Annotated in this window: 24 protein-coding genes and 1 pseudogene; 13 read left to right on the top strand and 12 right to left on the bottom strand. The window is 56.1% G+C overall.

Going from position 1 to position 25,432, the window contains the following annotated elements:
- Window positions 1-100 precede the first annotated feature (100 nt).
- The 4 genes and pseudogenes from IM303_RS20125 to IM303_RS22305 all read left to right on the top strand — a co-directional run.
- Complete coding sequence (locus IM303_RS20125) at window positions 101-2,752, top strand: T6SS effector BTH_I2691 family protein (protein WP_048998266.1); 2,652 nt, start codon at window positions 101-103, stop codon at window positions 2,750-2,752.
- On the top strand, window positions 2,745-3,839 hold the full coding sequence (locus IM303_RS20120; protein WP_048998269.1) for a DUF6708 domain-containing protein: 1,095 nt from the start codon (window positions 2,745-2,747) through the stop codon (window positions 3,837-3,839). Before IM303_RS20125 ends, IM303_RS20120 begins: the two co-directional genes overlap by 8 nt.
- A gap of 218 nt (window positions 3,840-4,057) precedes the next feature.
- Window positions 4,058-5,146, top strand: a complete 1,089-nt coding sequence (locus IM303_RS20115) for a DUF6708 domain-containing protein (RefSeq protein WP_048998272.1) — start codon at window positions 4,058-4,060, stop codon at window positions 5,144-5,146.
- A gap of 31 nt (window positions 5,147-5,177) precedes the next feature.
- Window positions 5,178-5,285, top strand: a pseudogene (locus IM303_RS22305) (hypothetical protein); the annotation flags it as partial.
- Window positions 5,286-5,343: 58 nt separating this feature from the next.
- Here IM303_RS22305 and zapB read toward each other — a convergent pair.
- Entirely contained in the window at window positions 5,344-5,583 is a 240-nt protein-coding gene (zapB, locus tag IM303_RS20110) for a septal ring assembly protein ZapB (protein WP_028014842.1), read from the bottom strand.
- A gap of 398 nt (window positions 5,584-5,981) precedes the next feature.
- Here zapB and IM303_RS20105 point away from each other — a divergent pair, with 398 nt between their 5' ends.
- From IM303_RS20105 to fpr, 4 genes are all read left to right on the top strand, one after another.
- Complete coding sequence (locus IM303_RS20105) at window positions 5,982-6,827, top strand: MIP/aquaporin family protein (protein ID WP_193360197.1); 846 nt, start codon at window positions 5,982-5,984, stop codon at window positions 6,825-6,827.
- Between the two features lie 21 nt (window positions 6,828-6,848).
- Window positions 6,849-8,357 carry a glycerol kinase GlpK gene (gene glpK / locus IM303_RS20100; protein WP_028014844.1) on the top strand — a complete coding sequence of 503 codons (1,509 nt, stop codon included), beginning with the start codon at window positions 6,849-6,851 and terminating at the stop codon, window positions 8,355-8,357.
- A 123-nt stretch (window positions 8,358-8,480) separates the two neighbouring features.
- Entirely contained in the window at window positions 8,481-9,491 is a 1,011-nt protein-coding gene (glpX, locus tag IM303_RS20095) for a class II fructose-bisphosphatase (RefSeq protein WP_028014845.1), read from the top strand.
- A 96-nt stretch (window positions 9,492-9,587) separates the two neighbouring features.
- Window positions 9,588-10,334: a ferredoxin--NADP(+) reductase gene (fpr, locus tag IM303_RS20090; protein WP_047362494.1), complete on the top strand. Its 747-nt coding sequence runs from the start codon at window positions 9,588-9,590 to the stop codon at window positions 10,332-10,334.
- Here fpr and IM303_RS20085 read toward each other — a convergent pair whose 3' ends face one another.
- Window positions 10,335-10,754: a DUF805 domain-containing protein gene (locus IM303_RS20085; RefSeq protein ID WP_028014847.1), complete on the bottom strand. Its 420-nt coding sequence runs from the start codon at window positions 10,752-10,754 to the stop codon at window positions 10,335-10,337.
- A 112-nt stretch (window positions 10,755-10,866) separates the two neighbouring features.
- Between IM303_RS20085 and IM303_RS20080 the strand changes: the two genes are divergently transcribed.
- Together IM303_RS20080 and tpiA are read left to right on the top strand one after the other, a co-directional pair.
- Complete coding sequence (locus IM303_RS20080) at window positions 10,867-11,463, top strand: DUF1454 family protein (RefSeq protein ID WP_028014848.1); 597 nt, start codon at window positions 10,867-10,869, stop codon at window positions 11,461-11,463.
- A 111-nt stretch (window positions 11,464-11,574) separates the two neighbouring features.
- Window positions 11,575-12,342: a triose-phosphate isomerase gene (gene tpiA, locus IM303_RS20075; protein ID WP_006808674.1), complete on the top strand. Its 768-nt coding sequence runs from the start codon at window positions 11,575-11,577 to the stop codon at window positions 12,340-12,342.
- A gap of 38 nt (window positions 12,343-12,380) precedes the next feature.
- Here tpiA and IM303_RS20070 read toward each other — a convergent pair whose 3' ends face one another.
- From IM303_RS20070 to cpxP, 6 genes are all read right to left on the bottom strand, one after another.
- Window positions 12,381-13,685, bottom strand: coding sequence for an SLC13 family permease (locus tag IM303_RS20070; protein WP_028014849.1), 1,305 nt, complete (start codon window positions 13,683-13,685; stop codon window positions 12,381-12,383).
- A 73-nt stretch (window positions 13,686-13,758) separates the two neighbouring features.
- On the bottom strand, window positions 13,759-14,502 hold the full coding sequence (locus tag IM303_RS20065; RefSeq protein ID WP_059357410.1) for a CDP-diacylglycerol diphosphatase: 744 nt from the start codon (window positions 14,500-14,502) through the stop codon (window positions 13,759-13,761).
- Between the two features lie 107 nt (window positions 14,503-14,609).
- Window positions 14,610-15,599, bottom strand: coding sequence for a sulfate ABC transporter substrate-binding protein (locus tag IM303_RS20060; RefSeq protein WP_028014851.1), 990 nt, complete (start codon window positions 15,597-15,599; stop codon window positions 14,610-14,612).
- A 134-nt stretch (window positions 15,600-15,733) separates the two neighbouring features.
- Window positions 15,734-16,696, bottom strand: coding sequence for a 6-phosphofructokinase (pfkA, locus tag IM303_RS20055; RefSeq protein WP_028014852.1), 963 nt, complete (start codon window positions 16,694-16,696; stop codon window positions 15,734-15,736).
- A 174-nt stretch (window positions 16,697-16,870) separates the two neighbouring features.
- On the bottom strand, window positions 16,871-17,764 hold the full coding sequence (gene fieF, locus IM303_RS20050; RefSeq protein WP_028014853.1) for a CDF family cation-efflux transporter FieF: 894 nt from the start codon (window positions 17,762-17,764) through the stop codon (window positions 16,871-16,873).
- Window positions 17,765-17,917: 153 nt separating this feature from the next.
- Window positions 17,918-18,424, bottom strand: a complete 507-nt coding sequence (gene cpxP / locus IM303_RS20045; RefSeq protein WP_028014854.1) for a cell-envelope stress modulator CpxP — start codon at window positions 18,422-18,424, stop codon at window positions 17,918-17,920.
- A 150-nt stretch (window positions 18,425-18,574) separates the two neighbouring features.
- Here cpxP and cpxR point away from each other — a divergent pair, with 150 nt between their 5' ends.
- Window positions 18,575-19,273, top strand: a complete 699-nt coding sequence (gene cpxR, locus IM303_RS20040; protein WP_006179159.1) for an envelope stress response regulator transcription factor CpxR — start codon at window positions 18,575-18,577, stop codon at window positions 19,271-19,273.
- A complete protein-coding gene (gene cpxA / locus IM303_RS20035) occupies window positions 19,270-20,643 on the top strand; it encodes an envelope stress sensor histidine kinase CpxA (protein ID WP_003862003.1) in 1,374 nt (457 codons plus the stop codon). The genes cpxR and cpxA overlap by 4 nt, the downstream gene beginning before the upstream one ends.
- Before the next feature lie 52 nt (window positions 20,644-20,695).
- Here cpxA and yiiM read toward each other — a convergent pair whose 3' ends face one another.
- Both yiiM and sodA read right to left on the bottom strand, forming a co-directional pair.
- Window positions 20,696-21,370, bottom strand: a complete 675-nt coding sequence (yiiM, locus tag IM303_RS20030) for a 6-hydroxyaminopurine reductase (protein WP_048959404.1) — start codon at window positions 21,368-21,370, stop codon at window positions 20,696-20,698.
- A 70-nt stretch (window positions 21,371-21,440) separates the two neighbouring features.
- Window positions 21,441-22,061: a superoxide dismutase [Mn] gene (gene sodA / locus IM303_RS20025; protein ID WP_003861999.1), complete on the bottom strand. Its 621-nt coding sequence runs from the start codon at window positions 22,059-22,061 to the stop codon at window positions 21,441-21,443.
- Between the two features lie 288 nt (window positions 22,062-22,349).
- Here sodA and rhaT point away from each other — a divergent pair, with 288 nt between their 5' ends.
- Entirely contained in the window at window positions 22,350-23,384 is a 1,035-nt protein-coding gene (gene rhaT, locus IM303_RS20020) for an L-rhamnose/proton symporter RhaT (protein ID WP_049000057.1), read from the top strand.
- On the opposite strand, the gene rhaR is transcribed toward rhaT, so the two are convergent.
- A complete protein-coding gene (rhaR, locus tag IM303_RS20015) occupies window positions 23,385-24,233 on the bottom strand; it encodes an HTH-type transcriptional activator RhaR (RefSeq protein WP_049000056.1) in 849 nt (282 codons plus the stop codon).
- A gap of 73 nt (window positions 24,234-24,306) precedes the next feature.
- A complete protein-coding gene (gene rhaS / locus IM303_RS20010) occupies window positions 24,307-25,143 on the bottom strand; it encodes an HTH-type transcriptional activator RhaS (protein WP_192972067.1) in 837 nt (278 codons plus the stop codon).
- Window positions 25,144-25,432: the final 289 nt, after the last annotated feature.

The raw sequence follows: 25,432 nt of genomic DNA, 5'->3' as shown, positions 1-25,432 counted from the left end.
GTCTTTACGGTGTATTATGAGTAAATAACCACCACAATTTCAGGGTTACCTTTCCTGCTTACCGGACGGGCTTACCTGACAGAAGAAGAATGGATTCATCATGAGCAATGAAAAGGGATGTAAGTTCTGCCAGCGCGACGGTTTACCCGTCCTGCCGGTTCGTCCGGCAATCATGGAAAAAGGTGACGCGTTACCGGCTTTATCCGGCAGTATCACCGTACCGGTAACGGCCGAAGGAGGTGCAGACTATACCGCCCGTCTGCTGAGGCAGGGCTTTTTATACATCTGGGCGGAACGTTCACAACGCTGGATTAACTATTATGCTACCGGCGACGGCTATTTTTATCCTCTTCCAGAGGACGGCATCGTGCCGCCGCGCGTGGAAAGCGGGGACATTACCCCCTGTATTACCCGACCAGATGAACTGGCAACCGCTTCCCTGGTGACACTGCCGGTAAAGCCCGCCGGAATCCTTAACGGGGTGTACTGGTTTGCGTGGTCTGAAGAGTCGTGGACACCGGTGGTACGCAAACAGCATGAAGATGTCGCCTGGCGGCGCCAGTATATGCAGAAATTTGATATGGATGCCTGGCTTGCCAGCCACAACGGTCAGCAGGCCCTGCCCTTCAGTCAGCTCGTTAATTGCGTGGCTGAATACAGCCCAGGACTGCGCAACAGCAGTCTTAAAGCCTGGACTCCCTCTCCCCTCAAAGCGGTCAGTAGTCATTCTGCGGCCGCTTTACGACAGGCGGCAGATAATCTGAACGCGGGCAACGGTGCGATTCTAATGTTGTCTGACCCGGTTGGGGTGGCGACGGAGATTTCAGCCCTGGCACGCTACCGGATGCAGCAGGCTATCGCCACGGATCCGGAGTTGAGCCGTGGCACTGCATTGCTGACCATGCTCGGCAGCGTCGAACTGGCAATGCGTAATTATTTTTACCTGCGGACAGAAGCCGGGGATGAAAGCTATGAGCGCCAGATGCGCTACGGCAGGGACACGCCGGCAGGACCGAGATTTCCGGCTCCGGACATGGCTGACCGGATGCATGTCCTCAATGAGGCCAGCCGGAAGGACCGGGTGGACGAGGCATGGCAGACCGGCTACGAAAAATACATCGACCGGGCAAAGACACAGACATTCAGTCAGACACTGAAAGACTGGCTGACCGAGTATGACAAAAGTTCAGTCATTCCCATCACCCGGATGTATCTGGCCTGGCTGCAGGGACCGGCGATGGCGAATTACTTTGTGCAGCACTTTGATCCGACCTGCGCGCACAGCGGCGGACGCTATATCCAGACAGTAGCGAAAGTACTGGCAGGAATGAACGACAAAGGCGGAGTGATTACCCACATCGATCAGCAGCTGAATCAGGCTCAGCTGACGCCGGAAAACTTTCTTCAGCGGGCGGCCTTCTTTAATCATGACGGCTGGATTGCCGAGGCAAATGCACAGCTGAAAAGCGGCGGACCAGACTGGTGGCTGGGCATAAGCTGGGACCGTCTGGCGGACGGCGCGAAGGAGTACAGCGGCAACTATGCCAGCGCGATCCTGACGGGGCTGGAAAAGCTCAGCATGCTCTGGTCTGAGGCGATGATGAAATCGGTGGATCTGATGGTGAAAGGAACGCCGGTGCGCTTTGCTATCGGGATACTGGCGATGCAGGGTAAGGCGTTCTCTGCCGTCAGCGTGGTGCCGGGGACGAAAAACTTTGTCGGGGCGATGACCCGGGGGATGGCCGGGATGCTGGAAATGAGTGGACGCAGCGGCGGGCAATTATATACCGCGATGCAAAAGCTGACCGACCGACTGGTGAAGGAGCTACCGGAGCGCTCGCTGGAGAAAATATCTCTGCCGCGGATTATTGACGTGCATGAGGCGAAGGCACTGGCCGCCCTGCCGGTTAAAGAGCGGCTGGCGAAGCTCCGTACGGCAATGCTCACGGAGGACGAGCTGGCGCGAATGCTGTTCCCGAAATCGCTGGGCTCATCGGTGGCTCAACTGAGCGGGATGAAACCCGGCACGCTGGCGACGGAGATGGCGGCGAAAGGCATGACGTTTGGCGGGACGGTGTTCTCAGCGTACTTCCAGTGGATGGTGCTGGGGTACGGGGTGAAAGAAAGCGGCCTGCCGTCCGAAGGTAAAGCTGCGACGGTGTTCGCGGCGAATGCCAGCATGGCGGTGGCGTCAACGGCGGAAGCATTGAAGCTGGCGATGACACCGCTGATGAAGCTGGAGCTGTCATCGACCTTATCGGTAATCAGGAACGGCGCCATGGCGGTTGTCGGGGCGGGTATCTGGGGATTGTTTGGGTTCGGCGGTGGATTGGTTTACACAATGATTGAAGGTTTGAATGGGGGCGTTGATCTTTACCGTGGAAAAATGGGGGAAGGCATTGCTCATCTGATTAATGCCCTCGGTGTCGGAATGATGACAGTCGGGGGCGGTAGCGAAATATCCGTCACTCTCCTCGGCTTGGCTGGTGTGTCAGCTACTTTCATTGAGGAATCCACCGTGTTGGCTTTTTTCCTCGGACCTGCGGGGATTTTTGTCGGAATGATACTGGTTCTGGGGGCCGGGGCCTGGCTGTTAAGTCATACCCGGAACGATATACAGACCTGGCTGCTCAGTACGCAGTGGCGGCGGGTGCCGCCGGGTGAGAGCGATATCCCGGCTATCTGGCCGAATGCACAAATGGAAAAGGACGGCTATATGGCCCTGAATGCACACGGAGGAGCACATGTTTAACCCTTTTAAGCGATTCCCTGTCGACCCGTCATCGAATCGGTTCTATAAGGGATTTCGTCGTCTCAGCGATAAAGGTGTTTTTAAAATTTATTCGCAGAAAACAGGTGATCCGGATGTTCCTGGTATATCCGGGTTCGACAGCGTGGTGCGGCTGAACACGACGTATCTGGAGCTGGTTGACCGTTCTTACAACTGGCGCGGAACATGGACACTGGCAGGGGTAATCTTTTTCTGCCTGTCCTTTAGTTTGTTTTGCTACAGCATTATCGGGGTGGTATTGGGATGGGGAGGACGCAGTTTTGGCATCTGGTTTGGAACCGTTTTAATTTGGGCCATTACATTGCCGGTTTCTTTACTCACATACCGGCTGATGACCTCCGAGGTATTTTTCAGCACCTACTATCCGATCCGCTTTAACCGTAAAAATAGGATGGTGTATGTGTACCAGTCCGGCGGAAAAGTGATGTCTGTGCCGTGGGATGAGCTCAAATTTGTCCTGCACCCAACGAAGGGGCGACTCTCAACGCAGTGGACCATTGTGGGTTGTCTTACGGGAGATGACGGGGATACTGTCACAGGGGCTATTCCTTTGCCGATTAATCTGGAAAGTGACCCCGATGTGCTGTCCATGTACTGGGAGTTTATCCGCTGCTATATGGAAGAAGGAGATGAGTATCTCCCGGACCTGGCTGACTCCATTGCCTGGTGCCCGCCGGTGGAAAAACAGAAAGAGGGCTGGCTGTTCGGGCTGCTTTACCTCAGTAAGCAATGGTTCGGGCGGCTCGGGTTGCTGGTGAATGCGCTGCAGTTGCCTCTCTTTTTCGTGCTCAGTTTTCCGCGCTGGCTGGTGATGGCGACCAGTAAAATTCCGGTATGGCCGGCTGACGTGGTCGCGGCCTGTCAGCCGGCTGAGAATGACCCTGTCAACAAAGGCGCTGAGCATAATCCACCGCAGGTCTGGCGACCAATGCTGGGCTTGCAGGGCAAGGAGCGTTATGCCCGCACGTTTGCAAAAGAGCGCGGAGCAATGGACCGGGTTGTTGCCCGGCTGAAAGCCAAATATGGCGGGCAGAACCATGCGGACTGAGGGGCTTATCGGTCTGGCGGGAATATTTGTCGGGATGCTGCTGGTTCTGGGGGCCGGGGCCTGGCTGTTAAGCCATGCCCGGAACGACATACAGACCTGACTGCTCAGTACGCAGTGGCGGCGGGTGCCGCCGGGTGAGAGCGATGTCCCGGCTATCTGGTCGGATGCACAAATGGAAAAGGAGGGCTATATGGCTCTGACCGACCAAGGAGGCGCGCATGTTTAATCCCTTTAAACGATTCCCTGCCGACCCGACAAAACGGTTCTATAAGGGATTTCTCCGCCTCAGTGATGAACGTGTTTTTAAAATTTATTCGCAGAAAACAGGCAATTCGAATGTTCAAGGGGTCTCCGGGTTTGACAGCGTGGTGCGCCTGAACTCGACCTATCTGGAGCTGGTTGACCGTTTTTACAACTGGCGCGGAACATGGACGCTGGCCGGAGTTTTCTTTTTTTGTCTGTCTTTTTATGTGTTTTTACAGCCATTAATCACGTTGTTGCAAGATGGTTTTCATAGTGCAGCTCTCTGGATTGTTGACATCATTATCTGGGGAATTACGCTGCCGCTCTGTTTGGGATTATACCGGATGATGACCTCCGAGGTATTTTTCAGTAGCTACTATCCGATCCGCTTTAACCGTAAAAACGGGATGGTGTATGTGTACCAGTCCGGCGGAAAAATCCTCTCCTTGCCGTGGCAGGATCTCAGATTTGTTCTGCGTTCAACGAAGGGACGGCTGGCAAAAGAATGGACAATTGTGGGATGCCTTACGGGTGAGGACGGGGACACTGTTACGGAATGTATCCCTCTCCCAATTAATCTGGAGAGTGACCCCGATGTCCTGACCATGTACTGGGAATTTATCCGCTGCTATATGGAAGAGGGAGATGAGTATCTCCCGGACCTCGCGGACTCCATAGCCTGGTGCCCGCCGGTTGAAAAACAGAAAGAGGGCTGGCTGTTCGGACTGTTCTATCTCAGTAAGCAGTGGTTCGGGCGACTCGGTCTGATGGTGAATGCGCTGCAGCTTCCTGTGTTTTTCGTTCTCAGTTTTCCGCGCTGGCTGGTCATGCTGACCTGCAAAATCCCGGAATGGCCTGCGGAAGTGGTCGCGGCCTGTCAGCCGGACGAGAATGACCCTGTCAATAAAGGCGCTGAGCATAATCCACCGCAGGTCTGGCGACCGATGCTGGGCTTGCAGGGCAAGGAGCGTTATACCCGCACGTTTGCAAAAGAGCGCGGAGCAATGGACCGGATCGTTGCCCGACTGAAAGCCAAATATGGCGGTCAGGACCATGCGGACTGAGGGGCTTATCGGTCATGAACCGAATACTGACGAAAGCGACGTACGCGTGAATTTCGGCGGCGTGACCTTCTTCTCCGGCGACCATCTTTATGCTGATAATACCGGCATTATCCGGTCGGAAGATGCGCTGGATATCGAGAAAAAAAACCGGGTAGCGGCGACGCTTACCCGGCTATTTCTGTTCAATCCCGACAGAATTAAACCTCTTCCATACGTCCCAGCAGCGCCTGCAGGCGATCCTGCCAGCCGTTCTGCTGTTCGCGCAGCTGGTTGTTTTCGCGCTCCAGTTCTTCGCGGCCGTGCTGAGCGTTCTGAACTTCCTGCGCCAGGCTGTTGTTCTTCTCTTTCAGCTCTTCAATTTCCATCTGCAGCAGCGTGATGGTGTCAATCGCCTGCTGTACTTTCGCTTCCAGTTTCTCAAACACTTCTAAAGACATGATCCTACCTCTCCTGAATTGCAAGGCGACGCTTTAACGTAAACGCGCACAACATATGTTCCGATTGTATGGAGCGCAGTCGCCCCTGTCCAGCGGCATGCCACGCAGATCGCGGTTTGCAACACTTTTCGGCCTCGTCCTGGTGCGTTCGCGGCATATACCTCTAAGTTGTTAACCCATTCGTTAAAAAAATGATTCAGCTCACCATACGCGACTGATGCAAAAACGCGCTTTATGGCGCGAAAACGCTCATTTTATTGACACAGACCACACATTTTAATTTCGATATTTCTCGTTTTTGCTCGTTAACGATAAATTAACACTATGTCTACAGGGCATCGTGGCTGTCACGGGCGGCCACGCTAACAATAAACATCAATTTCTTCAGGATTCCGATTATGAGTCAGACATCAACCTTAAAAGGCCAGTGCATTGCCGAGTTCCTTGGTACCGGGTTGTTGATATTCTTCGGAGTGGGCTGTGTCGCTGCACTGAAAGTGGCGGGTGCCAGTTTTGGTCAGTGGGAAATCAGTATCATCTGGGGTCTGGGCGTGGCGATGGCCATCTACCTGACTGCAGGGGTCTCTGGCGCACATCTTAACCCGGCGGTGACTATCGCACTGTGGCTGTTCGCGTGCTTCGACGGACGCAAAGTTGCTCCTTTCATTATTTCTCAATTTGCCGGCGCGTTTTGCGCAGCGGCGTTAGTTTACGGGCTTTATTACAATCTTTTCATCGACTTCGAACAGACGCATCATATGGTGCGCGGCAGCGTCGAAAGTCTGGATCTGGCAGGCATCTTCTCAACCTACCCTAACCCGCATATCAATTTTGTGCAGGCGTTCGCAGTTGAAATGGTGATTACCGCTATTCTGATGGGCGTCATTATGGCTTTGGGCGATGATGGTAACGGCATTCCACGTGGCCCGCTGGCGCCATTGCTGATTGGCCTGCTGATCGCCGTCATCGGTGCGTCCATGGGGCCGTTGACAGGGTTTGCGATGAACCCGGCGCGTGACCTGGGTCCAAAAACCTTCGCCTTCTTTGCAGGATGGGGCGACGTGGCTTTCACCGGCGGCAAAGATATTCCTTACTTCCTGGTACCGCTGTTCGGACCAGTCGTAGGGGCGGCACTGGGTGCATTTGGCTATCGCAAATTAATTGGTCGCCACTTACCGTGCGACACCTGTGTGGAAGAGGAGAAGGAAACGACTTCTACCGCACAACAAAAAGCTTCGCTGTAATCTGACTACGGGACACATACCATGACCGAAAAAAAATATATCGTTGCGCTCGACCAGGGCACTACCAGCTCCCGCGCTGTCGTAATGGATCATGACGCGAATATCGTCAGCGTGTCACAGCGCGAATTTGAGCAAATTTATCCGCGTCCAGGCTGGGTAGAACACGACCCGATGGAGATCTGGGCGTCACAAAGCTCCACGCTGGTGGAAGTGCTGGCGAAAGCCGACATCAGTTCCGACGAAATCGCCGCGATTGGTATCACCAACCAGCGTGAAACCACCGTGGTGTGGGAACGCGAAACCGGTAAGCCGATTTACAACGCCATCGTCTGGCAGTGCCGCCGTACGTCAGAGATCTGCGAACAGCTTAAGCGTGACGGGATGGAAGAGTACGTGCGTAGCGCCACCGGCCTGGTGGTTGACCCGTACTTCTCCGGCACCAAAGTGAAGTGGATCCTCGACCACGTGGAAGGTTCACGCGAGCGTGCAAAACGCGGCGAGCTGCTGTTCGGTACCGTCGATACCTGGCTTATCTGGAAGATGACTCAGGGACGTGTCCACGTTACTGACTACACTAACGCCTCGCGCACCATGCTGTTCAACATCAACACCCTGGAGTGGGATGACAAGATGCTGGACGCGCTGGATATTCCGCGCGCGATGCTGCCTGAAGTGCGTAAGTCGTCTGAAGTCTACGGCCAGACCAACATCGGCGGTAAAGGCGGCACCCGTATTCCTATCGCCGGTATCGCCGGTGACCAGCAGGCGGCGCTGTTCGGCCAGCTGTGCGTCAAGGAAGGGATGGCGAAGAACACCTACGGCACCGGCTGCTTTATGCTGATGAACACCGGCGAGAAAGCGGTGAAATCAGAAAACGGCCTGCTGACTACCATCGCCTGCGGCCCGCGCGGCGAGGTGAACTATGCCCTGGAAGGTGCGGTGTTTATGGCGGGCGCATCTATTCAGTGGCTGCGCGACGAGATGAAGCTGATCAGCGATGCGTTTGACTCCGAGTACTTCGCGACCAAAGTGAAAGACACCAACGGCGTGTACGTGGTGCCAGCGTTCACCGGTCTGGGCGCACCGTACTGGGACCCGTATGCCCGCGGCGCAATTTTCGGCCTGACGCGCGGGGTGAACTCAAACCACATCATTCGTGCGACCCTGGAATCCATCGCCTACCAGACGCGTGACGTGCTGGAAGCGATGCAGGCAGACTCCGGCATTCGTTTGCACGCCCTGCGCGTGGACGGCGGCGCGGTGGCCAACAACTTCCTGATGCAGTTCCAGTCCGACATTCTGGGCACCCGCGTTGAGCGCCCTGAAGTACGTGAAGTGACGGCACTGGGTGCGGCGTATCTTGCGGGTCTCGCGGTAGGCTTCTGGCAAAACCTGGACGAGCTGCAGGAGAAAGCGGTCATCGAACGCGAATTCCGCCCTGGCATCGAAACCACCGAGCGCAACTACCGCTACAGCGGCTGGAAGAAAGCGGTGAAACGCGCCCTGGCGTGGGAAGAGCACGAAGAGTAAGCCAATATTCCCTCTCCCCTGGGGAGAGGGTTAGGGTGAGGGGCTCCAACCGCACCGGTCCCCTCCCCCCTCCCCACTCTGTGATAAACTTCGTGCAATTCCTTTTGATTGTACGAGTCCCTCATGAAACGTGAACTTGCTATCGAGTTTTCCCGCGTCACCGAAGCAGCCGCCCTTGCAGGCTATAAATGGCTGGGTCGTGGCGACAAAAATACCGCAGACGGCGCGGCCGTCCACGCCATGCGCATTGTGCTTAACCAGGTCAACATCGACGGCACTATTGTCATCGGTGAAGGCGAAATCGACGAAGCGCCGATGCTCTACATCGGTGAAAAGGTCGGGACCGGCAAAGGCGATGCGGTGGATATCGCGGTGGACCCGATCGAAGGCACGCGCATGACGGCGATGGGCCAGGCCAACGCCCTGGCGGTGCTGGCCGTGGGCGATAAAGGCTGCTTCCTCAACGCGCCAGACATGTACATGGAAAAGCTGATTGTCGGCCCTGGTGCGAAAGGCGCAATCGATCTCAGCCTGCCGCTGGACGCCAACCTGCGCAATATCGCGGCGGCGCTGGCTAAACCGCTCAACGAACTCACCGTGACCATTCTGGCCAAACCGCGCCACGACGCCACCATCTCTTATCTGCAGGCACTCGGCGTACGCGTGTTTGCCATTCCGGATGGCGACGTTGCCGCGTCTATTCTGACCTGCATGCCGGACAGCGAAGTCGACGTGCTTTACGGCATCGGCGGCGCGCCGGAAGGCGTGGTCTCTGCGGCGGTGATCCGCGCGCTGGACGGCGATATGCAGGCGCGCCTTCTGCCGCGCCATGAGGTGAAAGGCGACAGCGACGAAAACCGTCGTATCGGTGAGGACGAGCTGGCGCGCTGCGCAGCGATGGGCATCGAAGCCAATAAAGTACTGGCGCTGAACGACATGGCGCGCAGCGATAACGTCGTCTTCTCTGCAACCGGCATCACCAAAGGCGATCTGCTGGACGGCATCACCCGCAAGGGCAACATGGCGACCACCGAAACGCTGCTGATCCGCGGTAAATCGCGCACCATCCGACGCATTCAGTCCATTCACTATCTCGACCGTAAAGACCCGGACGTGCAGACCCACATTCTGTAAAACCGTTTGATCGATAGAGCTTTCCGGCCCGAAGGGGCTGGAAATGTTTCCCACAAGTACGGAAGATAGAACAGAGAAACAGCATAGGAGAAGATCATGGCGGACTGGGTAACAGGTAAAGTCACAAAGATAGAATTCTGGACCGATGCGCTATTTAGTCTCACCCTGCATGCTCCCGTTCACCCGTTTAAGGCCGGGCAATTTGCCAAGCTGGGTCTGGATGTCGACGGCGAGCGCGTGCAGCGCGCCTACTCTTACGTTAACGCGCCGGATAACCCGGATCTCGAGTTCTATCTCGTCACCGTTCCTGACGGTAAGCTCAGCCCGCGCCTTGCCGCCCTTAAGCCCGGCGACGATGTGCAGATTGTGAGCGAAGCGGCAGGCTTCTTTGTGCTCGAAGAGATCCCTGACTGTGACACGCTCTGGATGCTGGCAACCGGCACGGCCATCGGTCCGTATCTCTCTATCTTGCAGTACGGTAAGGATCTGGAGCGCTTCAAAAACATCGTGCTGGTGCACGCCGCGCGCTATGCCGCAGATTTAAGCTATCTCCCGCAGATGCAGGCGCTGGAACAGCAGTACGGCGGAAAGTTAAAGATTCAGACGGTAGTCAGCCGCGAAACCGTAGCAGGAGCGCTTACCGGTCGCGTACCGGCGTTAATTGAGAGCGGCGCACTGGAAGACGCGGTGGGTTTACCGATGACGGCCGAAACCAGCCACGTCATGCTGTGCGGTAACCCGCAGATGGTCCGGGACACGCAGCAGCTTCTGAAGGATACCCGGCAGATGACGAAACATCTTCGCCGCCGGCCGGGCCATATGACCGCCGAACACTACTGGTGATCAGCGGTATTTCACCTCGACGGTATCTTTACCGTATTTATTTTCGCTCTGGGTGCCGATAAACGCGCCCAGATCGACAATCATCATCACGAAGATGACCGACGGCAGCAGCCTGCCCACGACCCACGGCAGGATGGAAGGCAGCATCGCCCAGTTCCCTGCCACCAGCATCCACGCCAGTATGATCAAAAATGCCCACGCGCCGGAGCGGCCGCGATCGTGCAGGCGTTTCACCACGACGGCCGCCGTCGGCCATAGCAGGCAGACCAGTGCAAATGCCGCCGTTTGCGTGCTCAGCCAGGCGTTATAAGCAACGAAAAAAAGAAGCAGCATGGCGACGACCCACGTCACCATCCAGACCCAGAAATCACGGCGTCCAATACGCCCTTTGAATGAAAACAGCCACTGCTGTATGGTCATGTAAGGTTCCTTATTATCGTTTAGCCCGCATTTTACCCTGGAGTTGTGACCTTTTGACAAGCCGACCAGATATCGTTTTAATCATGAGCACTTACGGCCAGGTGCAATGTTGATGAAAAATTCGGCACATTCTCTTTTCCTGTGTTTAGCGATGCTCGGCGCGGGTTTTCCGCTGCACGCCGCCAACACCGCGGCCCCCACCACTGCGCCGTATTTGCTGGCGGGCGCACCGTCTTTCGATCAGTCCATCAGCCAGTTTCGCGAAGCTTTCAATCAGGCCAACCCAGGGCTGCCGCTGGATGAGTTTCGCGCCATTGATAGCTCGCGCGATACCCCTACACTGACCCGTGCAGCGAGCAAGATTAACGAGAATTTGTATGCTTCCACGGCGCTGGAGCGCGGTACGTTAAAAATCAAAAGCATGCAAATCACCTGGCTGCCGATTCAGGGGCCAGAGCAGAAAGCGGCTAAATCGAAGGCGCTTGATTACATGAGCGCGGTGCTGCAGGCGTTTACGCCTGCGCTGACGAAAAAGCAGAGCCAGCAAAAGCTGCAAAAGCTGCTGACCGCCGGTAAAAACAAGCGGTACTACGCCACAACCGAAGGCGCGATTCGCTATGTAGTGGCGGATAACGGCGAAAAAGGACTGACCTTCGCCGTTGAACCGATTAAGCTGGCGCTATCTGACACCCTTGGCGGGGCCAATTAATGACAAAAAGCAAAGCCTTTCGAGGGAAAATCTCTATACTGATTCACAGACCATGCTGCCCGACAGGGCGGCCATATTCCTTAATTCGCTTATTTAGCGTGGAGAATTGAAATGCGACATCCTTTAGTGATGGGTAACTGGAAACTGAACGGCAGCCGCCACATGGTAAACGAACTGGTTGCAAACCTGCGTAAAGAGCTGGCTGGCGTGACCGGCTGCGCGGTTGCTATCGCTCCGCCGGATATGTACCTGGATCTGGCTAAACGTGCCGCTGACGGCAGCCACATCGTGCTGGGCGCGCAGAACGTTGACGTTAACCTGTCTGGCGCGTTCACCGGTGAAACTTCCGCTGAAATGCTGAAAGATATCGGCGCGAAATACATCATCATCGGCCACTCCGAGCGTCGCACCTACCACAAAGAATCTGACGAGTTCATCGCGAAGAAATTTGCCGTGCTGAAAGAGCAGGGTCTGATCCCGGTTCTGTGCATCGGTGAAACCGAAGCGGAAAACGAAGCGGGCAAAACCGAAGAAGTGTGTGCACGTCAGATCGACGCCGTGCTGAAAACGCAGGGCGCGGCAGCGTTCGAAGGCGCGGTTATCGCTTACGAGCCAGTCTGGGCGATCGGTACCGGCAAATCTGCTACCCCTGCGCAGGCTCAGGCAGTTCACAAATTCATCCGTGACCACATTGCTAAAGCCGACGCGAAAGTGGCTGAGCAAGTGATCATCCAGTACGGCGGCTCCGTAAACGCCTCCAACGCTGCTGAGCTGTTCACCCAGCCAGATATCGATGGCGCGCTGGTTGGCGGTGCATCCCTGAAAGCGGACGCTTTCGCGGTGATCGTTAAAGCGGCAGAAGCGGCTAAACAGGCGTAATGGCCTTTGTGGCGGGTGGCGCTTGCGCTTACCCGCCGCTACAAACGCCCTAACACGCTAAACCACAGATAATCCAGCGGCAGCAGCACCAGATACGTCGCAATCGCCAGCGCCAGGCAGAGCACCATCCCCGCCCTTGCAGGCACCTTTCCTAGCCCCATCGCCACCACAATCGGCGACGCCTGATACGGCAGTAGCGGCGTGGAATAGCCCAGTACCTGAATCATGATCACCGACAGCAGCGGGAAACCGGTCGCATCCGAGAAGCTCTGCGCCAGCGTGGTGTACAGCGCCGGAACGCCGTTGGCAGTCATAATGAAGTTGAGTGCCGTAGTAATTCCGGTTAGCGCCAGGAAGCTGGTGAATGGTTTGTCCGCATCCAGCGGCATTATGCGCAGCAGCGCCTCGCCTACGGCCGCTCCGATACCCGTTTGCGTCACGACGATCGCCAGCCCGAGAATACCCGCAACGTAAATGCAGGTGCGCATATTTACCCCCGCCGAGAACTCCTCGCCGGTGATAAAACCAATGCGCGGCAGCATAACGATAATCGAGGCCGCCAGCCCCGTCCACGCCGGCCCCACGCCGTGCCAGCTCTCCGTCACCCACATCATCAGTACCACCACCAGCAGCCAGGCGAGTCGTTTTTCGTCACGCCCCATCGGTTCAGACAGCGTGAAATCCTTCGCCGGTTTCGGGCTGCCGGGGAACAGCCAGCAGATGAGGCCAATCAGAATCAGGCCTTTGAGAATACCGAGCACCGGCGTGTGCAGCAGCAGATACGGGACATAGTTCAGGTGAATGCCGTACGAGCCTTCCGCCGCGCCGCTCATGACCAGGTTAGGCACGTTGGCGGGCAGAATGGTGGCCGAGAGCTGGAAGGTACCGAAGCCGACTGCCAGCGCAAGGCCGAACCAGGCGCGGGAGCCGTCGGCGATACCGGCGCGTTTCGCCATCGCCGCGACAATGGGCATCAGCAGCGCAATACGCCCCATGTTTGACGGCATCACAAACGCCAGCGCGTAGCTGAGCAATACCACGCTCGCCACCATCAGCATCCAGGAGTCAGTGAGCTTTGCCGACAGCGCCCGGGCGGCCCTGTCCGCCAGGCCGGTTTTACGGATCGCCACGCCGAGCACAAAGCCGCTGAAGACCAGCCAGAAAGCCGACGAGGCAAAACCGCCAAAAATCACCTCCGGCGGGGCGATTCTGGCGGTCATCGCCGCCGTGAAAAACAACAGCGCGGTGATAAATTCCGGCAACAGCGACGTCGCCCACAGCACGATGGTGACGCCGACGATCAGCGAGGGCAGCAGCAGAGGATGCGTTAACCAGAGCGACATACCTGTCTCCTGTAGATTTTTTCAGCAAGTCTACGGTGACAGGCAGCCTGAGTAAACGCGATTTATAGTGGGGTTACTTCAGGATAGCGCATTGATGATCCTGCAATTCCTCTGCCGACGCGCGGTTAAGCGTGAGCAGGTTACGCTCGGTCGCCAGCAAAACAAACGAACCATCCGACTGCTGCGCCATCGCCAGCGCGAAGCGTCCCATATGGTCGCGCGCTTCCGGCAGCTCTTCCGCCAGCATCATAAACGGACTGCGCTGGACCAGTTCATTCTCCGTCACCCGGCGTGCGAGGTACTCATGTCCTTCCAGCCCACCCGGGAACGGTAGCCACTGGGTGCTGATGTCTCCCTGCGCCGCGTTGAGCTTCTCGCGCACGTCCGGGCGCAGGCAGGAGATATGGATATGGAAATGGTTCTGCGTGCGTCCGGTTGGTGAGTTAATCGTCAGCGAAATAGCGCTGTCCGGCACTTCAGAGCCACGCTTCAGGGTCATAAAGCTGCGCGACTGCCACGCCAGCCAGAAGAAGTTTGGCGTATGAGGCTCGGTCAGTAGCGGGCTTTCAGTGCCGTTGATGCGATACGTTGGCATCAGCAGATACTGCAGCGGCCCGTTGCGGTCCTTAAATACCACATAGCCCGCGTCAGGCTTCACCTGCGCGCAGGGTGCCGGGTTACGGAGTTGCAGCTGATTAGGCAGACACTGGTCGAGGACGATATGGCGCAACGCATTCGGATTACCCGCTTTTATCCAGTACACGCCGCCTGCGGCAAGGGCGATGACAATCAGGATCAGTAAGATAATTTTTTTCACAACGCGTTCCCTGTTTTCAATAGAGGCAAAAGAGTAACGCAAAATGATGACCAAATAAAAAACCCGGTGGATTTCTCACACCGGGTCGCCGTGTCGTTTGCTAACCGTTAGCGCTGGCTAATCTGGTCGAAGGTGCCGCCATTAGAGAAGTGCTCTTTCTGCGCTTTCGTCCAGCCGCCGAACACATCATCAATGGTGAAGAGCTTCAGTTTCGGGAATTCGCTGTCGTATTTCTTCGCGACAGCCGCATCGCGCGGACGATAGAAGTTCTTCGCCGCGATTTCCTGGCCTTCCGGCGAGTAGAGATACTTCAGGTAGGCTTCCGCCACCGCTTTGGTGCCTTTCTTATCAACGACCTTATCGACCACGGAAACGGTCGGCTCGGCGAGGATGGATTCGCTCGGCGTCACGATCTCAAACTTGTCTTTACCCAGTTCGTGGGTCGCCAGCAGGGCTTCGTTTTCCCAGGCAATAAGCACGTCGCCAATTCCGCGCTCGACGAAGGTGTTAGTGGCACCGCGCGCGCCGGAGTCCAGCACTTCAACGTTTTTGTACAGGGATTTGACGAACTCCTGTGCTTTAGCCTGGTCACCGTTGTTGTGGTGCAGCGCGTAGCCCCAGGCCGCCAGGTAGTTCCAGCGTGCCCCGCCGGAGCTTTTCGGGTTCGGGGTAATCACAGAAACGCCCGGTTTGATCAGGTCGTTCCAGTCCTTAATCTGTTTCGGGTTGCCTTTACGCACCAGGAAGACGATGGTCGAGGTGTATGGCGCGGAGTTGTCCGGCAGGCGTTTGATCCAGTTTTTGTCGATACGGCCACGCTCGGCGATAGCGTCGACATCATAGGCCAGCGCCAGGGTAACCACGTCGGCTTCAATACCGTTAATCACAGATGTCGCCTGCTTACCAGAGCCACCGTGCGACTGGCGAACCACCACGTTATCGCCGGTTTCCTGCTTCCAGTGCGCCGCGAAGGCTTTGTTGTATTGATCGTACAGCTCACGCGTCGGGTCGTACGACACGTTGAGAAGTTGAATGTCCTTTGCCAGCACGCTGGTCGATGCCAGCAATAATGTTAACCCCACGCCCCATTTATTCATCGCCCAGCTCTCTTGTGTAGTGTTTTGATGAATGCAGCGTGCCAGAAAGCGAATCGATGATTAAAGAATAAAAAAAGATTGGCTATAACGTGGAGGAATAAAAGCCCTCTTCAGAAAGAAGAGGGCTCGAAGGATCAGTACAGTTTTTTCGCGCAGTCCAGCCAGTCACCTTTGAACGGACGCTTCATGTTTTCAATGGCGTCGATGATGTCATGGTGAACCAGCTGTTCGTTCTGAATACCGACGCAGCGGCCGCCGTGGCCCTGCAGCAGCAGCTCGATAGCGTACGCGCCCATGCGGGACGCCAGAATACGGTCGTACGGGCCAGGGGAACCACCGCGCTGGATGTGGCCCAGAACGGTCGCGCGGGTTTCGCGTTTGGTTTCGGTTTCGATGTACTTCGCCAGCTCGTCAACGTCACAGATGTGCTCGGTGATAGCCACAATCGCGTGTTTCTTACCTTTCGCGATACCGGCTTTGATCTCAGCAACCAGATCTTCGCGGCTGAATTCCACTTCAGGAACCACCACAAACTCACAACCACCGGCGATAGCCGCTGCCAGGGTCAGGTCACCGCAGTAACGGCCCATCACTTCAACGATAGAGATACGCTGGTGAGAAGAAGAGGTGTCACGCAGGCGGTCAATGGCTTCCACAACGGTGCCCAGCGCGGTGAAGTAACCGATGGTGTAGTCAGTGCCTTTGATGTCGTTGTCGATGGTGCCCGGCAGGCCGATGCACGGGAAGCCCATTTCGGTCAGACGTTTTGCACCCATGTACGAGCCGTCACCGCCGATAACGACCAGCGCGTCCAGACCACGCTTTTTCATGTTCTCGATAGCCACTTCACGGATGTGTTCGTCACGGAATTCCGGGAAGCGCGCAGACCCAAGGAAGGTACCGCCACGGTTGATCATGTCAGACACGCTGTAGCGGTCGAGCTGAACCATACGGTCTTCATACAGACCCAGGTAACCATCATAGATACCAAAAACTTCCAGACCTTCCGTCAGCGCTGCACGGACAACCCCACGAATTGCCGCGTTCATGCCCGGCGCATCACCGCCGCTTGTCAACACACCGATTTTCTTAATCATGACTACCTCTGAACTTAGGAATGCAAAATTGAAATCTGTTGCCGGAAGAAACTTATCGACCAACGAATACTGCAAATAGTATATCAATCCCTTCTGGCTGAATTGATTCAGGTCAGACCAAATGGCGGTAATTTATACACAAAATGCTGGCCTGGCTCACTTTTTTACAACGAATTACGAAAGCCCAACATGTCCGGGTACAACCGAGCAGGGATCCTGGTGAATGATGACGTCTGAACCAGGAAAACGCTGCAAAATCGCCTGCTCGACCTGCTCAGCAATAACGTGAGCCTGTACCAGTGGCAGGTTGTCTTCCATTTCAATATGAATCTGAATAAAGCGGGTCGGCCCTGACTGCCGCGTTCGAAGATCGTGTGCACCGCTGACGCCGGGCCAGGAGGTCACGATAGAAAAAATTTCGTTACGTTCTGAGTCCGGAAGAGCGCGATCGAGCAGTGATTGCACCGCGTCATACCCCATCCGCAGGGCGCTATATAAAATATAGATACCAATCCCTAACGCAAACAACGCATCGGCCCGATGCCAGCCATACCAGGCCAGACCGAGCGCAATAAGAATAGCCCCATTCATCATAACATCAGATTGATAATGAAGCATATCCGCCCGTACGGCCTGACTTTGCGTTTTGCGAACGACCCAGCGCTGGAACGTTACCAGAACAAGTGTGCTTATAAGTGCAATGACCGTGACGACCACGCCGACACCGGGATTGTTCATCGGTGAAGGCGAAACCAGATGCTGAATACCGGTCAAAAACAGGAACAGTGCAGAGCCAGAAATGAACATACTTTGCGCCAGCGCCGCGAGCGACTCCGCCTTGCCGTGCCCAAACGTGTGCTCTTCATCCGCCGGCTGCAGCGAGTAGCGCACCACCAGAAGATTGGTCAGCGAGGCGGCGATATCGACCAGTGAATCCACCAGCGCCGCCAGAATACTGACCGAGCCGGTATACCACCAGGCAAAGATTTTGATCAGCAGCAGGCCAGAGGCCATGACGGTCGCCGCAATGGCGGCCCGGCTTACCAGCCTTCCATAGGATTGATTCATAAACGCTCCTGTCATGTCATGCCGCTAGTATAACGGAAGCATGGGGAGGCAAAGGATGAATAAACGGTTAACAAATCAGAATGCGGGGCAAAAAAAACCCCCACATCATGTGGGGGAAGACAGGGATGGTGTCTATGGCAAGGAAAACAGGGTTTACTGGTTACTACGGGTACTGCTATTGCTACTGAAAAACGTCGCTTCTGAGCTTCGCTGCATCCGTGCAACCTCACGCAGCTGGTCCATACGCTGCTGATGTTTGGCATTCAAAACCGCTTGCTGCTCGGGCGTTAGCAGGTGGAACATCTGGTTGCGGACCTTCGCCATTTCTACCTGGCGGGCAACCTGTTCCTGTGCCATTTTTTCGGCCTGAGCGCGAACAGCGCTTTCGTCAAAATTTTCTGCGGTGACAAGGCGATGCATTGTCTCCATTTCGCTAACATTAACAGGGGGCTGGTCGTGTCGTGCCCTCTGCATCAGATCTCGCATCTGTTGACGCTGATGTTCGGTTAAACTTATGCCGTCAAACATATGGCTTTGGCTGCTGTGCTGCGTTGCGCCCTCTTGCGAGGAACCGTTATCGCCGATGATAGCTACAGCAGCCTGGCTAAACGCACTGAACGCCAGCGTTGAGGCCATGACGGCAGCGGTAACTTTGCGCATCACTTGCTCCCAAAATCTTTCGTGTCGCGATTCAACGAGAGACAGTCTACGATTCAGGCTGCAAACATGCGTCAGGGGGTGTAAAACAACGTAAAGTCATGGATTAGATAGCCTTGATGTCGTAATTTCTGCCTCGGAGGTATTTAAACAATGAATAAAATCCTGTTAGTTGATGATGACCGAGAGCTCACATCTCTTTTAAAGGAGTTGCTCGACATGGAAGGTTTCAACGTCCTGGTTGCCCATGATGGCGAGCAGGCGCTGAGTCTCCTTGACGACAGCATCGATCTACTTTTGCTCGACGTAATGATGCCAAAGAAAAACGGTATTGATACGCTGAAAGAGCTTCGCCAGACACACCAGACCCCCGTTATCATGCTGACCGCCCGCGGCAGCGAGCTTGACCGCGTTCTCGGCCTTGAGCTGGGTGCGGATGACTATTTACCGAAGCCGTTCAACGACCGTGAACTGGTGGCCCGTATTCGCGCGATCCTGCGTCGTTCCCACTGGAGCGAGCAGCAGCAGAATACCGACAACAGCTCGCCAACGCTGGAAGTGGACTCCCTGAGCCTGAACCCGGGCCGTCAGGAAGCAAGCTTCGACGGCCAGACGCTGGAGCTTACTGGCACCGAGTTCACACTGCTGTATCTACTGGCGCAACATCTTGGCCAGGTGGTATCACGTGAACATTTAAGCCAGGAAGTGCTGGGCAAACGCCTCACGCCGTTTGACCGCGCCATCGACATGCACATCTCTAACCTGCGCCGCAAGCTGCCGGAGCGTAAAGACGGTCACCCATGGTTTAAAACCCTGCGTGGTCGCGGTTATCTGATGGTTTCTGCTTCATGATAGGCAGCTTAACCGCCCGCATCTTCGCCATCTTCTGGCTGACGCTGGCACTGGTTTTAATGCTCGTTTTGATGTTGCCAAAACTCGACTCACGCCAGATGACGGAGCTGCTCGACAGCGAGCAACGTCAGGGCGTGATGATCGAGCAGCACGTGGAAGCGGAGCTGGCAAACGATCCGCCGAACGATTTAATGTGGTGGCGCAGGCTGTTTCGCGCTATCGACAAGTGGGCGCCGCCAGGACAACGTCTTTTGCTGGTTACCAGCGAAGGCCGCGTGATTGGCGCCGATCGCAATGAAATGCAGATCATCCGCAACTTTATTGGCCAGGCGGATAACGCCGATCACCCACAGAAAAAGAAATATGGTCGGGTAGAGATGGTCGGCCCTTTCTCGGTACGGGATGGGGAAGATAACTACCAGCTCTACCTGATTCGCCCTGCGAGCAGTTCCCAGTCCGACTTCATCAACCTGCTGTTTGACCGTCCGCTTCTGCTGCTGATCGTCACGATGCTGGTCAGTTCCCCGCTGCTGTTATGGCTGGCGTGGAGCCTGGCGAAACCGGCGCGTAAGCTGAAAAATGCGGCGGACGAAGTGGCACAAGGCAACCTCAGGCAGCATCCGGAGCTGGAATCCGGGCCGCAGGAGTTCCTGGCCGCCGGCACCAGTTTTAACCAGATGGTCAGCGCGCTTGATCGGATGATGACGGCCCAGCAACGCCTGCTGTCGGACATCTCACACGAACTGCGTACGCCGCTCACGCGCTTACAGCTGGGCACCGCCCTGCTGCGTCGCCGCAGCGGGGAGAGCAAAGAGCTGGAACGTATTGAAACGGAAGCGCACCGTCTGGACAGCATGATCAACGATCTGCTGGTGATGTCGCGTAATCAGCAGAAAAACGCGCTGGTGAGCGAAACGGTGAAAGCCAATCACCTGTGGCACGAGGTGCTGGACAACGCGGCGTTCGAAGCGGAGCAGATGGGTAAATCGTTCACCGTCAACTTCCCGCCGGGCCCGTGGCCGCTGTACGGTAACCCCAACGCGCTGGAAAGCGCGCTGGAGAATATCGTGCGTAACGCCCTGCGCTACTCGCACACGAAGATTGAAGTGGCGTTCTCGGTGGATAAAGACGGGATCACCGTCATTGTTGATGACGACGGTCCTGGCGTCAGCCCGGAAGATCGCGAGCAGATTTTCCGTCCGTTCTACCGCACCGACGAAGCGCGCGACCGTGAGTCTGGCGGTACGGGGCTGGGGCTGGCGATTGTAGAAACCGCCATGCAGCAGCACCGCGGCTGGGTGAAAGCCGACGACAGCCCGCTGGGCGGGCTGCGGTTAACGCTGTGGCTACCGCTGTATAAGCGTTCGTAACGGTATGTGCCGGGTGGCGGCTTCGCCTTACCCGGCCTACTTTCTACGGAACCTATTTCCCCCACAATCTCCGCGAACTACTCTCGATCTTCCCGCTTATACGCCGCTTCTGCATCGTTCTCGTCCAACTGGTAGACAACCCCGCCGCCGACAGCAGGCGATGATACTGTTCATCGTCAAACGGCATATGCCAGGCAATCGCGCAGGCGTCGTAAACGGACACGTCGCTCAAACGCGACGCGAGCTCAAGCGGGGCATCCGCAGATACTTGTCCTGCAAGCACCACGCGGTACAGCCAGCCGGTTTTACCCGCGTTTTGCAGCTGGGCCGACATATCCTGAATACCGAAATGGTAGTTGAGCTTAAAGCACGGCGAGCGCGGCTGGGTGACCTGAATCAGGGCATCGCCCCAGCGGTAAATATCGCCAATAAAGACGTTCTTTTCCGTCAGCCCTTCCGTTGAGAGATTTTCGCCAAACGCGGGCGCGACGAAGAGGTCCGCCTGCTCAGGAAATTCGGTTTTCCAGTGCTGATAGTGCTCGCGCGGATAGTGGCACAGCGCGCGATCGGGCCCGCCGTGGATTTTCTTTTCGGCCTGCTGGTCGCCCACAAGCCCGAGCTCGGTCAGCGACAGCTCACCGTCAACCTGCACTTTAGCGATGGCGCTCGGGCGGCTGCCGTCGTATTCCCTTACCTTGCCTGTAAACACGTTCACCGGGTAATGCATCGCTGCCTCCATTACGCAGATACAAAAAAGCGAGTCATCAGACTCGCTTCTCACAGGCGTCAATGCAACCTTATTTTTTAGCGGCGAAACGCGCTGCTGCTTCGTCCCAGTTCACGACATCCCAGAACGCTTTGATGTAGTCAGGGCGACGGTTCTGGAACTTCAGGTAGTAAGCGTGTTCCCACACGTCCAGACCCAGGATTGGGAAACCGGATGCGCCAGAGATCGCTTCACCCATCAGCGGGGAGTCCTGGTTAGCAGTAGAAACCACTGCCAGCTTGTCGCCTTTCAGAACCAGCCACGCCCAGCCAGAGCCGAAGCGGGTTGCAGCGGCTTTTTCGAATTCCGCTTTGAAGTTGTCTACGGAACCGAAGTCGCGCTCGATAGCCGCTTTCAGGTCGCCCTGCAGGGTGGTGCCGGTTTTCAGGCCTTTCCAGAACAGGCTGTGGTTAGCGTGACCGCCCGCGTTGTTACGCAGTACGGTTTTCTTGTCTGCTGGCAGCTGGTCCAGCTTGGTGATCAGCTCTTCAACAGGCAGATTAGCGAACTCTGGCAGGCTTTCCAGCGCCGCGTTCGCGTTGTTCACGTAGGTCTGGTGGTGTTTAGTGTGATGGATTTCCATCGTCTGCTTGTCGAAATGCGGTTCCAGTGCGTCGTAGGCATACGGCAGGGATGGCAGTGTATAACTCATAATCCTCTCCATTATTGTCGGGCGGCACAGCTGTTAATGCCGCGTAAGCAGTTGGTTCATTATAGTTAATTAAATGATATTGAAAATGATTATCAATGCCGTAGTTTTTATATGGTTATTCGGTTTTTGAGAAATAAAGGAATTGTGAGTCTGCTCACGCGCTTAACGTGCTGATTGCCATTCAAAACAAAAGTGCGGCAACCTTCTGAAGGTTCCTGAACAGCCTAATTTTTACACTCATCAAGTCGGGGGGAAGCCTCCGGCTATAAAAACGATGAGGACGTAAAAATGAATCATGCGATTACGATGGGTATCTTCTGGCATTTAATAGGCGCAGCCAGTGCAGCCTGTTTCTATGCCCCATTCAAAAAGGTGAAAGGCTGGTCGTGGGAAACCATGTGGTCCGTTGGCGGTACCGTGTCCTGGCTGATTTTGCCGTGGACAATCAGCGCCATGCTGCTGCCCGATTTCTGGAGCTACTTCTCCTCCTTCAACGCTTCCACCCTGCTGCCGGTATTCCTGTTCGGCGCGATGTGGGGCATCGGCAACATCAACTACGGCCTGACCATGCGCTACCTCGGGATGTCGATGGGTATCGGCATCGCGATTGGCATTACGCTGATCGTCGGCACGCTGATGACGCCAATCCTTAACGGCCATTTCGGCGTGCTGATCAACACCCAGGGCGGCCGGATGACGCTGCTGGGCGTGCTGGTGGCGGTGATCGGCGTGGGGATCGTCACCCGCGCAGGCCAGCTAAAAGAACGCAAGATGGGCATCAGGGCCGAAGAGTTCAACCTGAAGAAAGGGCTGCTGCTGGCGGTGATGTGCGGGGTCTTCTCGGCGGGCATGTCGTTCGCCATGAACGCCGCCAAACCGATGCACGACGCCGCCGCGGCGCTGGGCGTTGACCCGCTGTATGTTGCCCTGCCAAGCTACGTGGTGATCATGGGCGGCGGCGCGCTGGTAAACCTCGGTTTCTGCTTTATCCGTCTGGCAAAAGTGAAGAACCTGTCGGTAAAAGCCGACTTCTCGCTGGCAAAACCGCTGATCCTCACCAACGTTCTGCTCTCCGCGCTCGGCGGCCTGATGTGGTATCTGCAGTTCTTCTTCTACGCCTGGGGCCACGCCAGCATTCCGCCGCAGTACGACTACATAAGCTGGATGCTGCACATGAGCTTCTACGTGCTGTGCGGCGGGCTGGTTGGGCTGGTGCTGAAGGAGTGGAACAACGCCGGACGTCGTCCGGTTGGCGTACTGAGCCTGGGCTGCGTGGTGATTATCATTGCGGCCAATATCGTCGGCCTCGGCATGGCGAACTGATTACGCTGCTTTTCGACTGCGATGACGCCACTGAACCGGCGTCATCCCCACCTCACGGTTAAACACCACCGAAAAGTAGTTACTGTCCTCAAAGCCGCAGCGCATCGCCACTTCACTGACCATCAGCTCCGTATGCTGTAACAGATACTGGGCGTGGCAGATGCGCAGCTGGCGCAGGTAATGGTTTATCGTCATCCCCGTCTGGGTGCGGAACTGCTGGCGCAGCGCGCGCTCGCTGCACTGCTCCTGCTCGCAGAATTTTTCCAGTACGAAACTCTTGTTCAGACTGCCCGCAAGCCGGGCGATCAGCTTATCCAGCAGCGCTTCCTGCGTGGTGGCGGAAGGATTATCCGTGGCGTAACGATGGCGCTTCAGGGTCATCACCAGCTGAGCGAATAGCAGCTCCGACATCTGGTTTGCCACCGGGTCGCCCTTCTGGCTCTCCTGCTCCAGCTGGGAAATCGTCTGGCGCACCTGAGCCATGCCGCTGCTGCTTAAGCGCCAGTGCGGTTCGCCTCCGGCATTCAGAATGCCCGGAATGTTGCTCGCCCAGTCGACATTCAGTTTAAGCCTGTCAGGGCAGTAGATGACGTTCTGCAACACCAGATCGTTAACCGAGGCGTAGGCGTGTTTGTCTTCGGCGCGAATGTAAAACAGATCCCCGCGCGTGATGCGGTAGGGCCGGTCGTTGAGGACGTGCAGGCCGTTGCCGCGCCACACCAGCACCAGCTCGCAGAACTCATGGGTGTGCTCGGCAAAGACATTTTGCGGGTAACGGTCGGCCACCGCGACGGCCTGACTCGCGGAGGCAAAAAAATCATCTTTGCGAAGAATTAACTGAGCGGCCACACCACAACCTCTACGGCGAATAACCGAGCATTATTAGCTTTTTTGCGGCCAGAAAACGGTGACTGCCCTCGCGTTACTGAAGCAACGCGTCTTTCCCCTGACGAATATCGCGCGGCGACCAGCTAAATTCCCGGCGAAATAGCGTCGAAAAGTGGTTACTGTCGCCGAAACCGCAGCGATAAGCAATTTCTGTAACGCTTTCGTCGGTATGCCGTAAAAGGTGACGCGCTTTAATCAGGCGCAGACGGTTAAGGTAACGCTGCGGCGTGAGCCCGGTATGCTGCTTGAGCTGACGATGCAGCGTGCGCAGCGAGAGCGAAAAGTCGTCCGCCAGCGTTTCCCAGCAGACATCTTCAGCAAAATGATCTTCCAGCCAGGCCATGAGCTGGTTCAGCCGTGCGTCATTATTTTCCATCCCTTCCACCAGGCTGCTTCGGCGCAGCAGCACCAACAGCTGCATAAACAGCAGCTCGCGGGTGGCAATCGCGTGCGTCTCCTGCCCGTCCTCGCTCTGCTCCATCTTGCTCACCAGCTGACGCACCTGCTGTAACGTGGATTGATTCACCCGCCAGTGCGACGGGTAGTGGCCGTCCTTCTCCTGCGGCAACAGCTGATTCAACCCGGAGAGAAACTGGAACGCATCCGGGGAACGATAAAGAACGTTGGTCAGACACAGGTTGTCGGTATGTTCATACAGGTGCCTGTCGTGGTCGCGCACGAAGCACACCGTACCGCCGCTGATGGTATACGGCTGACCGTTGAACACGTGGATGCCCGTTCCGTGCTCAACAATCACAATCTCATGAAAATCATGATGATGCTCCGGGAACGCAGCCTGGGGAAGCCGTGGCTCAATCGCGACCGCAGAAGCTCCCGAAGGAAAAAAATCGACGCTGTGCAGTACGGTCATAACGGCCCCCACCAATGAGAAAAGTTCTCAAAATAGTAATTAAGGCCCTCCACGCTCACCTTAAATTTTTGACAGTAAACCGCGCAAAAGCTGCCGGTTTTTCAAGAAACAGGCGGAAAGATCGGGAAATGCGGTCAGCGTCACACTGCCTGCAAACCCCGTCATTACTGGAAACTGTGAACTCCCTCACGTTCACCTTTGCTTTCTTGCCAGCGCGAGATTTGGGCTGTCAGTGGCGAGAAGGTGGCTATTTCTTCCCTTTCTTACACTCATCGCTAATGACTTAAGA

Origin of the sequence: Enterobacter cloacae complex sp. P38RS (assembly GCF_014930775.1) — a bacterium.
Classification (GTDB): domain Bacteria; phylum Pseudomonadota; class Gammaproteobacteria; order Enterobacterales; family Enterobacteriaceae; genus Enterobacter; species Enterobacter bugandensis.
Note: the sequence above shows the minus strand (reverse complement) of the source record. Positions and strands in the feature narration are given on the sequence as shown.

Excerpts from the sequence above, each read along its gene's own strand:
- IM303_RS20105 (WP_193360197.1), top strand. The coding sequence starts at position 5,982 with ATGAGTCAGACATCAACCTTAAAAGGCCAGTGCATTGCCGAGTTCCTT.
- IM303_RS20080 (WP_028014848.1), top strand. The coding sequence starts at position 10,867 with ATGAAAAATTCGGCACATTCTCTTTTCCTGTGTTTAGCGATGCTCGGC.
- rhaT (WP_049000057.1), top strand. The coding sequence starts at position 22,350 with ATGAATCATGCGATTACGATGGGTATCTTCTGGCATTTAATAGGCGCA.
- cpxR (WP_006179159.1), top strand. The coding sequence starts at position 18,575 with ATGAATAAAATCCTGTTAGTTGATGATGACCGAGAGCTCACATCTCTT.
- fieF (WP_028014853.1), bottom strand. The coding sequence starts at position 17,764 with ATGAATCAATCCTATGGAAGGCTGGTAAGCCGGGCCGCCATTGCGGCG.
- zapB (WP_028014842.1), bottom strand. The coding sequence starts at position 5,583 with ATGTCTTTAGAAGTGTTTGAGAAACTGGAAGCGAAAGTACAGCAGGCG.
- IM303_RS20070 (WP_028014849.1), bottom strand. The coding sequence starts at position 13,685 with ATGTCGCTCTGGTTAACGCATCCTCTGCTGCTGCCCTCGCTGATCGTC.
- IM303_RS20120 (WP_048998269.1), top strand. The coding sequence starts at position 2,745 with ATGTTTAACCCTTTTAAGCGATTCCCTGTCGACCCGTCATCGAATCGG.
- glpX (WP_028014845.1), top strand. The coding sequence starts at position 8,481 with ATGAAACGTGAACTTGCTATCGAGTTTTCCCGCGTCACCGAAGCAGCC.
- IM303_RS20125 (WP_048998266.1), top strand. The coding sequence starts at position 101 with ATGAGCAATGAAAAGGGATGTAAGTTCTGCCAGCGCGACGGTTTACCC.
- rhaS (WP_192972067.1), bottom strand. The coding sequence starts at position 25,143 with ATGACCGTACTGCACAGCGTCGATTTTTTTCCTTCGGGAGCTTCTGCG.
- IM303_RS20060 (WP_028014851.1), bottom strand. The coding sequence starts at position 15,599 with ATGAATAAATGGGGCGTGGGGTTAACATTATTGCTGGCATCGACCAGC.
- IM303_RS20085 (WP_028014847.1), bottom strand. The coding sequence starts at position 10,754 with ATGACCATACAGCAGTGGCTGTTTTCATTCAAAGGGCGTATTGGACGC.
- sodA (WP_003861999.1), bottom strand. The coding sequence starts at position 22,061 with ATGAGTTATACACTGCCATCCCTGCCGTATGCCTACGACGCACTGGAA.
- fpr (WP_047362494.1), top strand. The coding sequence starts at position 9,588 with ATGGCGGACTGGGTAACAGGTAAAGTCACAAAGATAGAATTCTGGACC.
- cpxA (WP_003862003.1), top strand. The coding sequence starts at position 19,270 with ATGATAGGCAGCTTAACCGCCCGCATCTTCGCCATCTTCTGGCTGACG.
- tpiA (WP_006808674.1), top strand. The coding sequence starts at position 11,575 with ATGCGACATCCTTTAGTGATGGGTAACTGGAAACTGAACGGCAGCCGC.
- cpxP (WP_028014854.1), bottom strand. The coding sequence starts at position 18,424 with ATGCGCAAAGTTACCGCTGCCGTCATGGCCTCAACGCTGGCGTTCAGT.
- IM303_RS20115 (WP_048998272.1), top strand. The coding sequence starts at position 4,058 with ATGTTTAATCCCTTTAAACGATTCCCTGCCGACCCGACAAAACGGTTC.
- yiiM (WP_048959404.1), bottom strand. The coding sequence starts at position 21,370 with ATGCATTACCCGGTGAACGTGTTTACAGGCAAGGTAAGGGAATACGAC.
- pfkA (WP_028014852.1), bottom strand. The coding sequence starts at position 16,696 with ATGATTAAGAAAATCGGTGTGTTGACAAGCGGCGGTGATGCGCCGGGC.
- glpK (WP_028014844.1), top strand. The coding sequence starts at position 6,849 with ATGACCGAAAAAAAATATATCGTTGCGCTCGACCAGGGCACTACCAGC.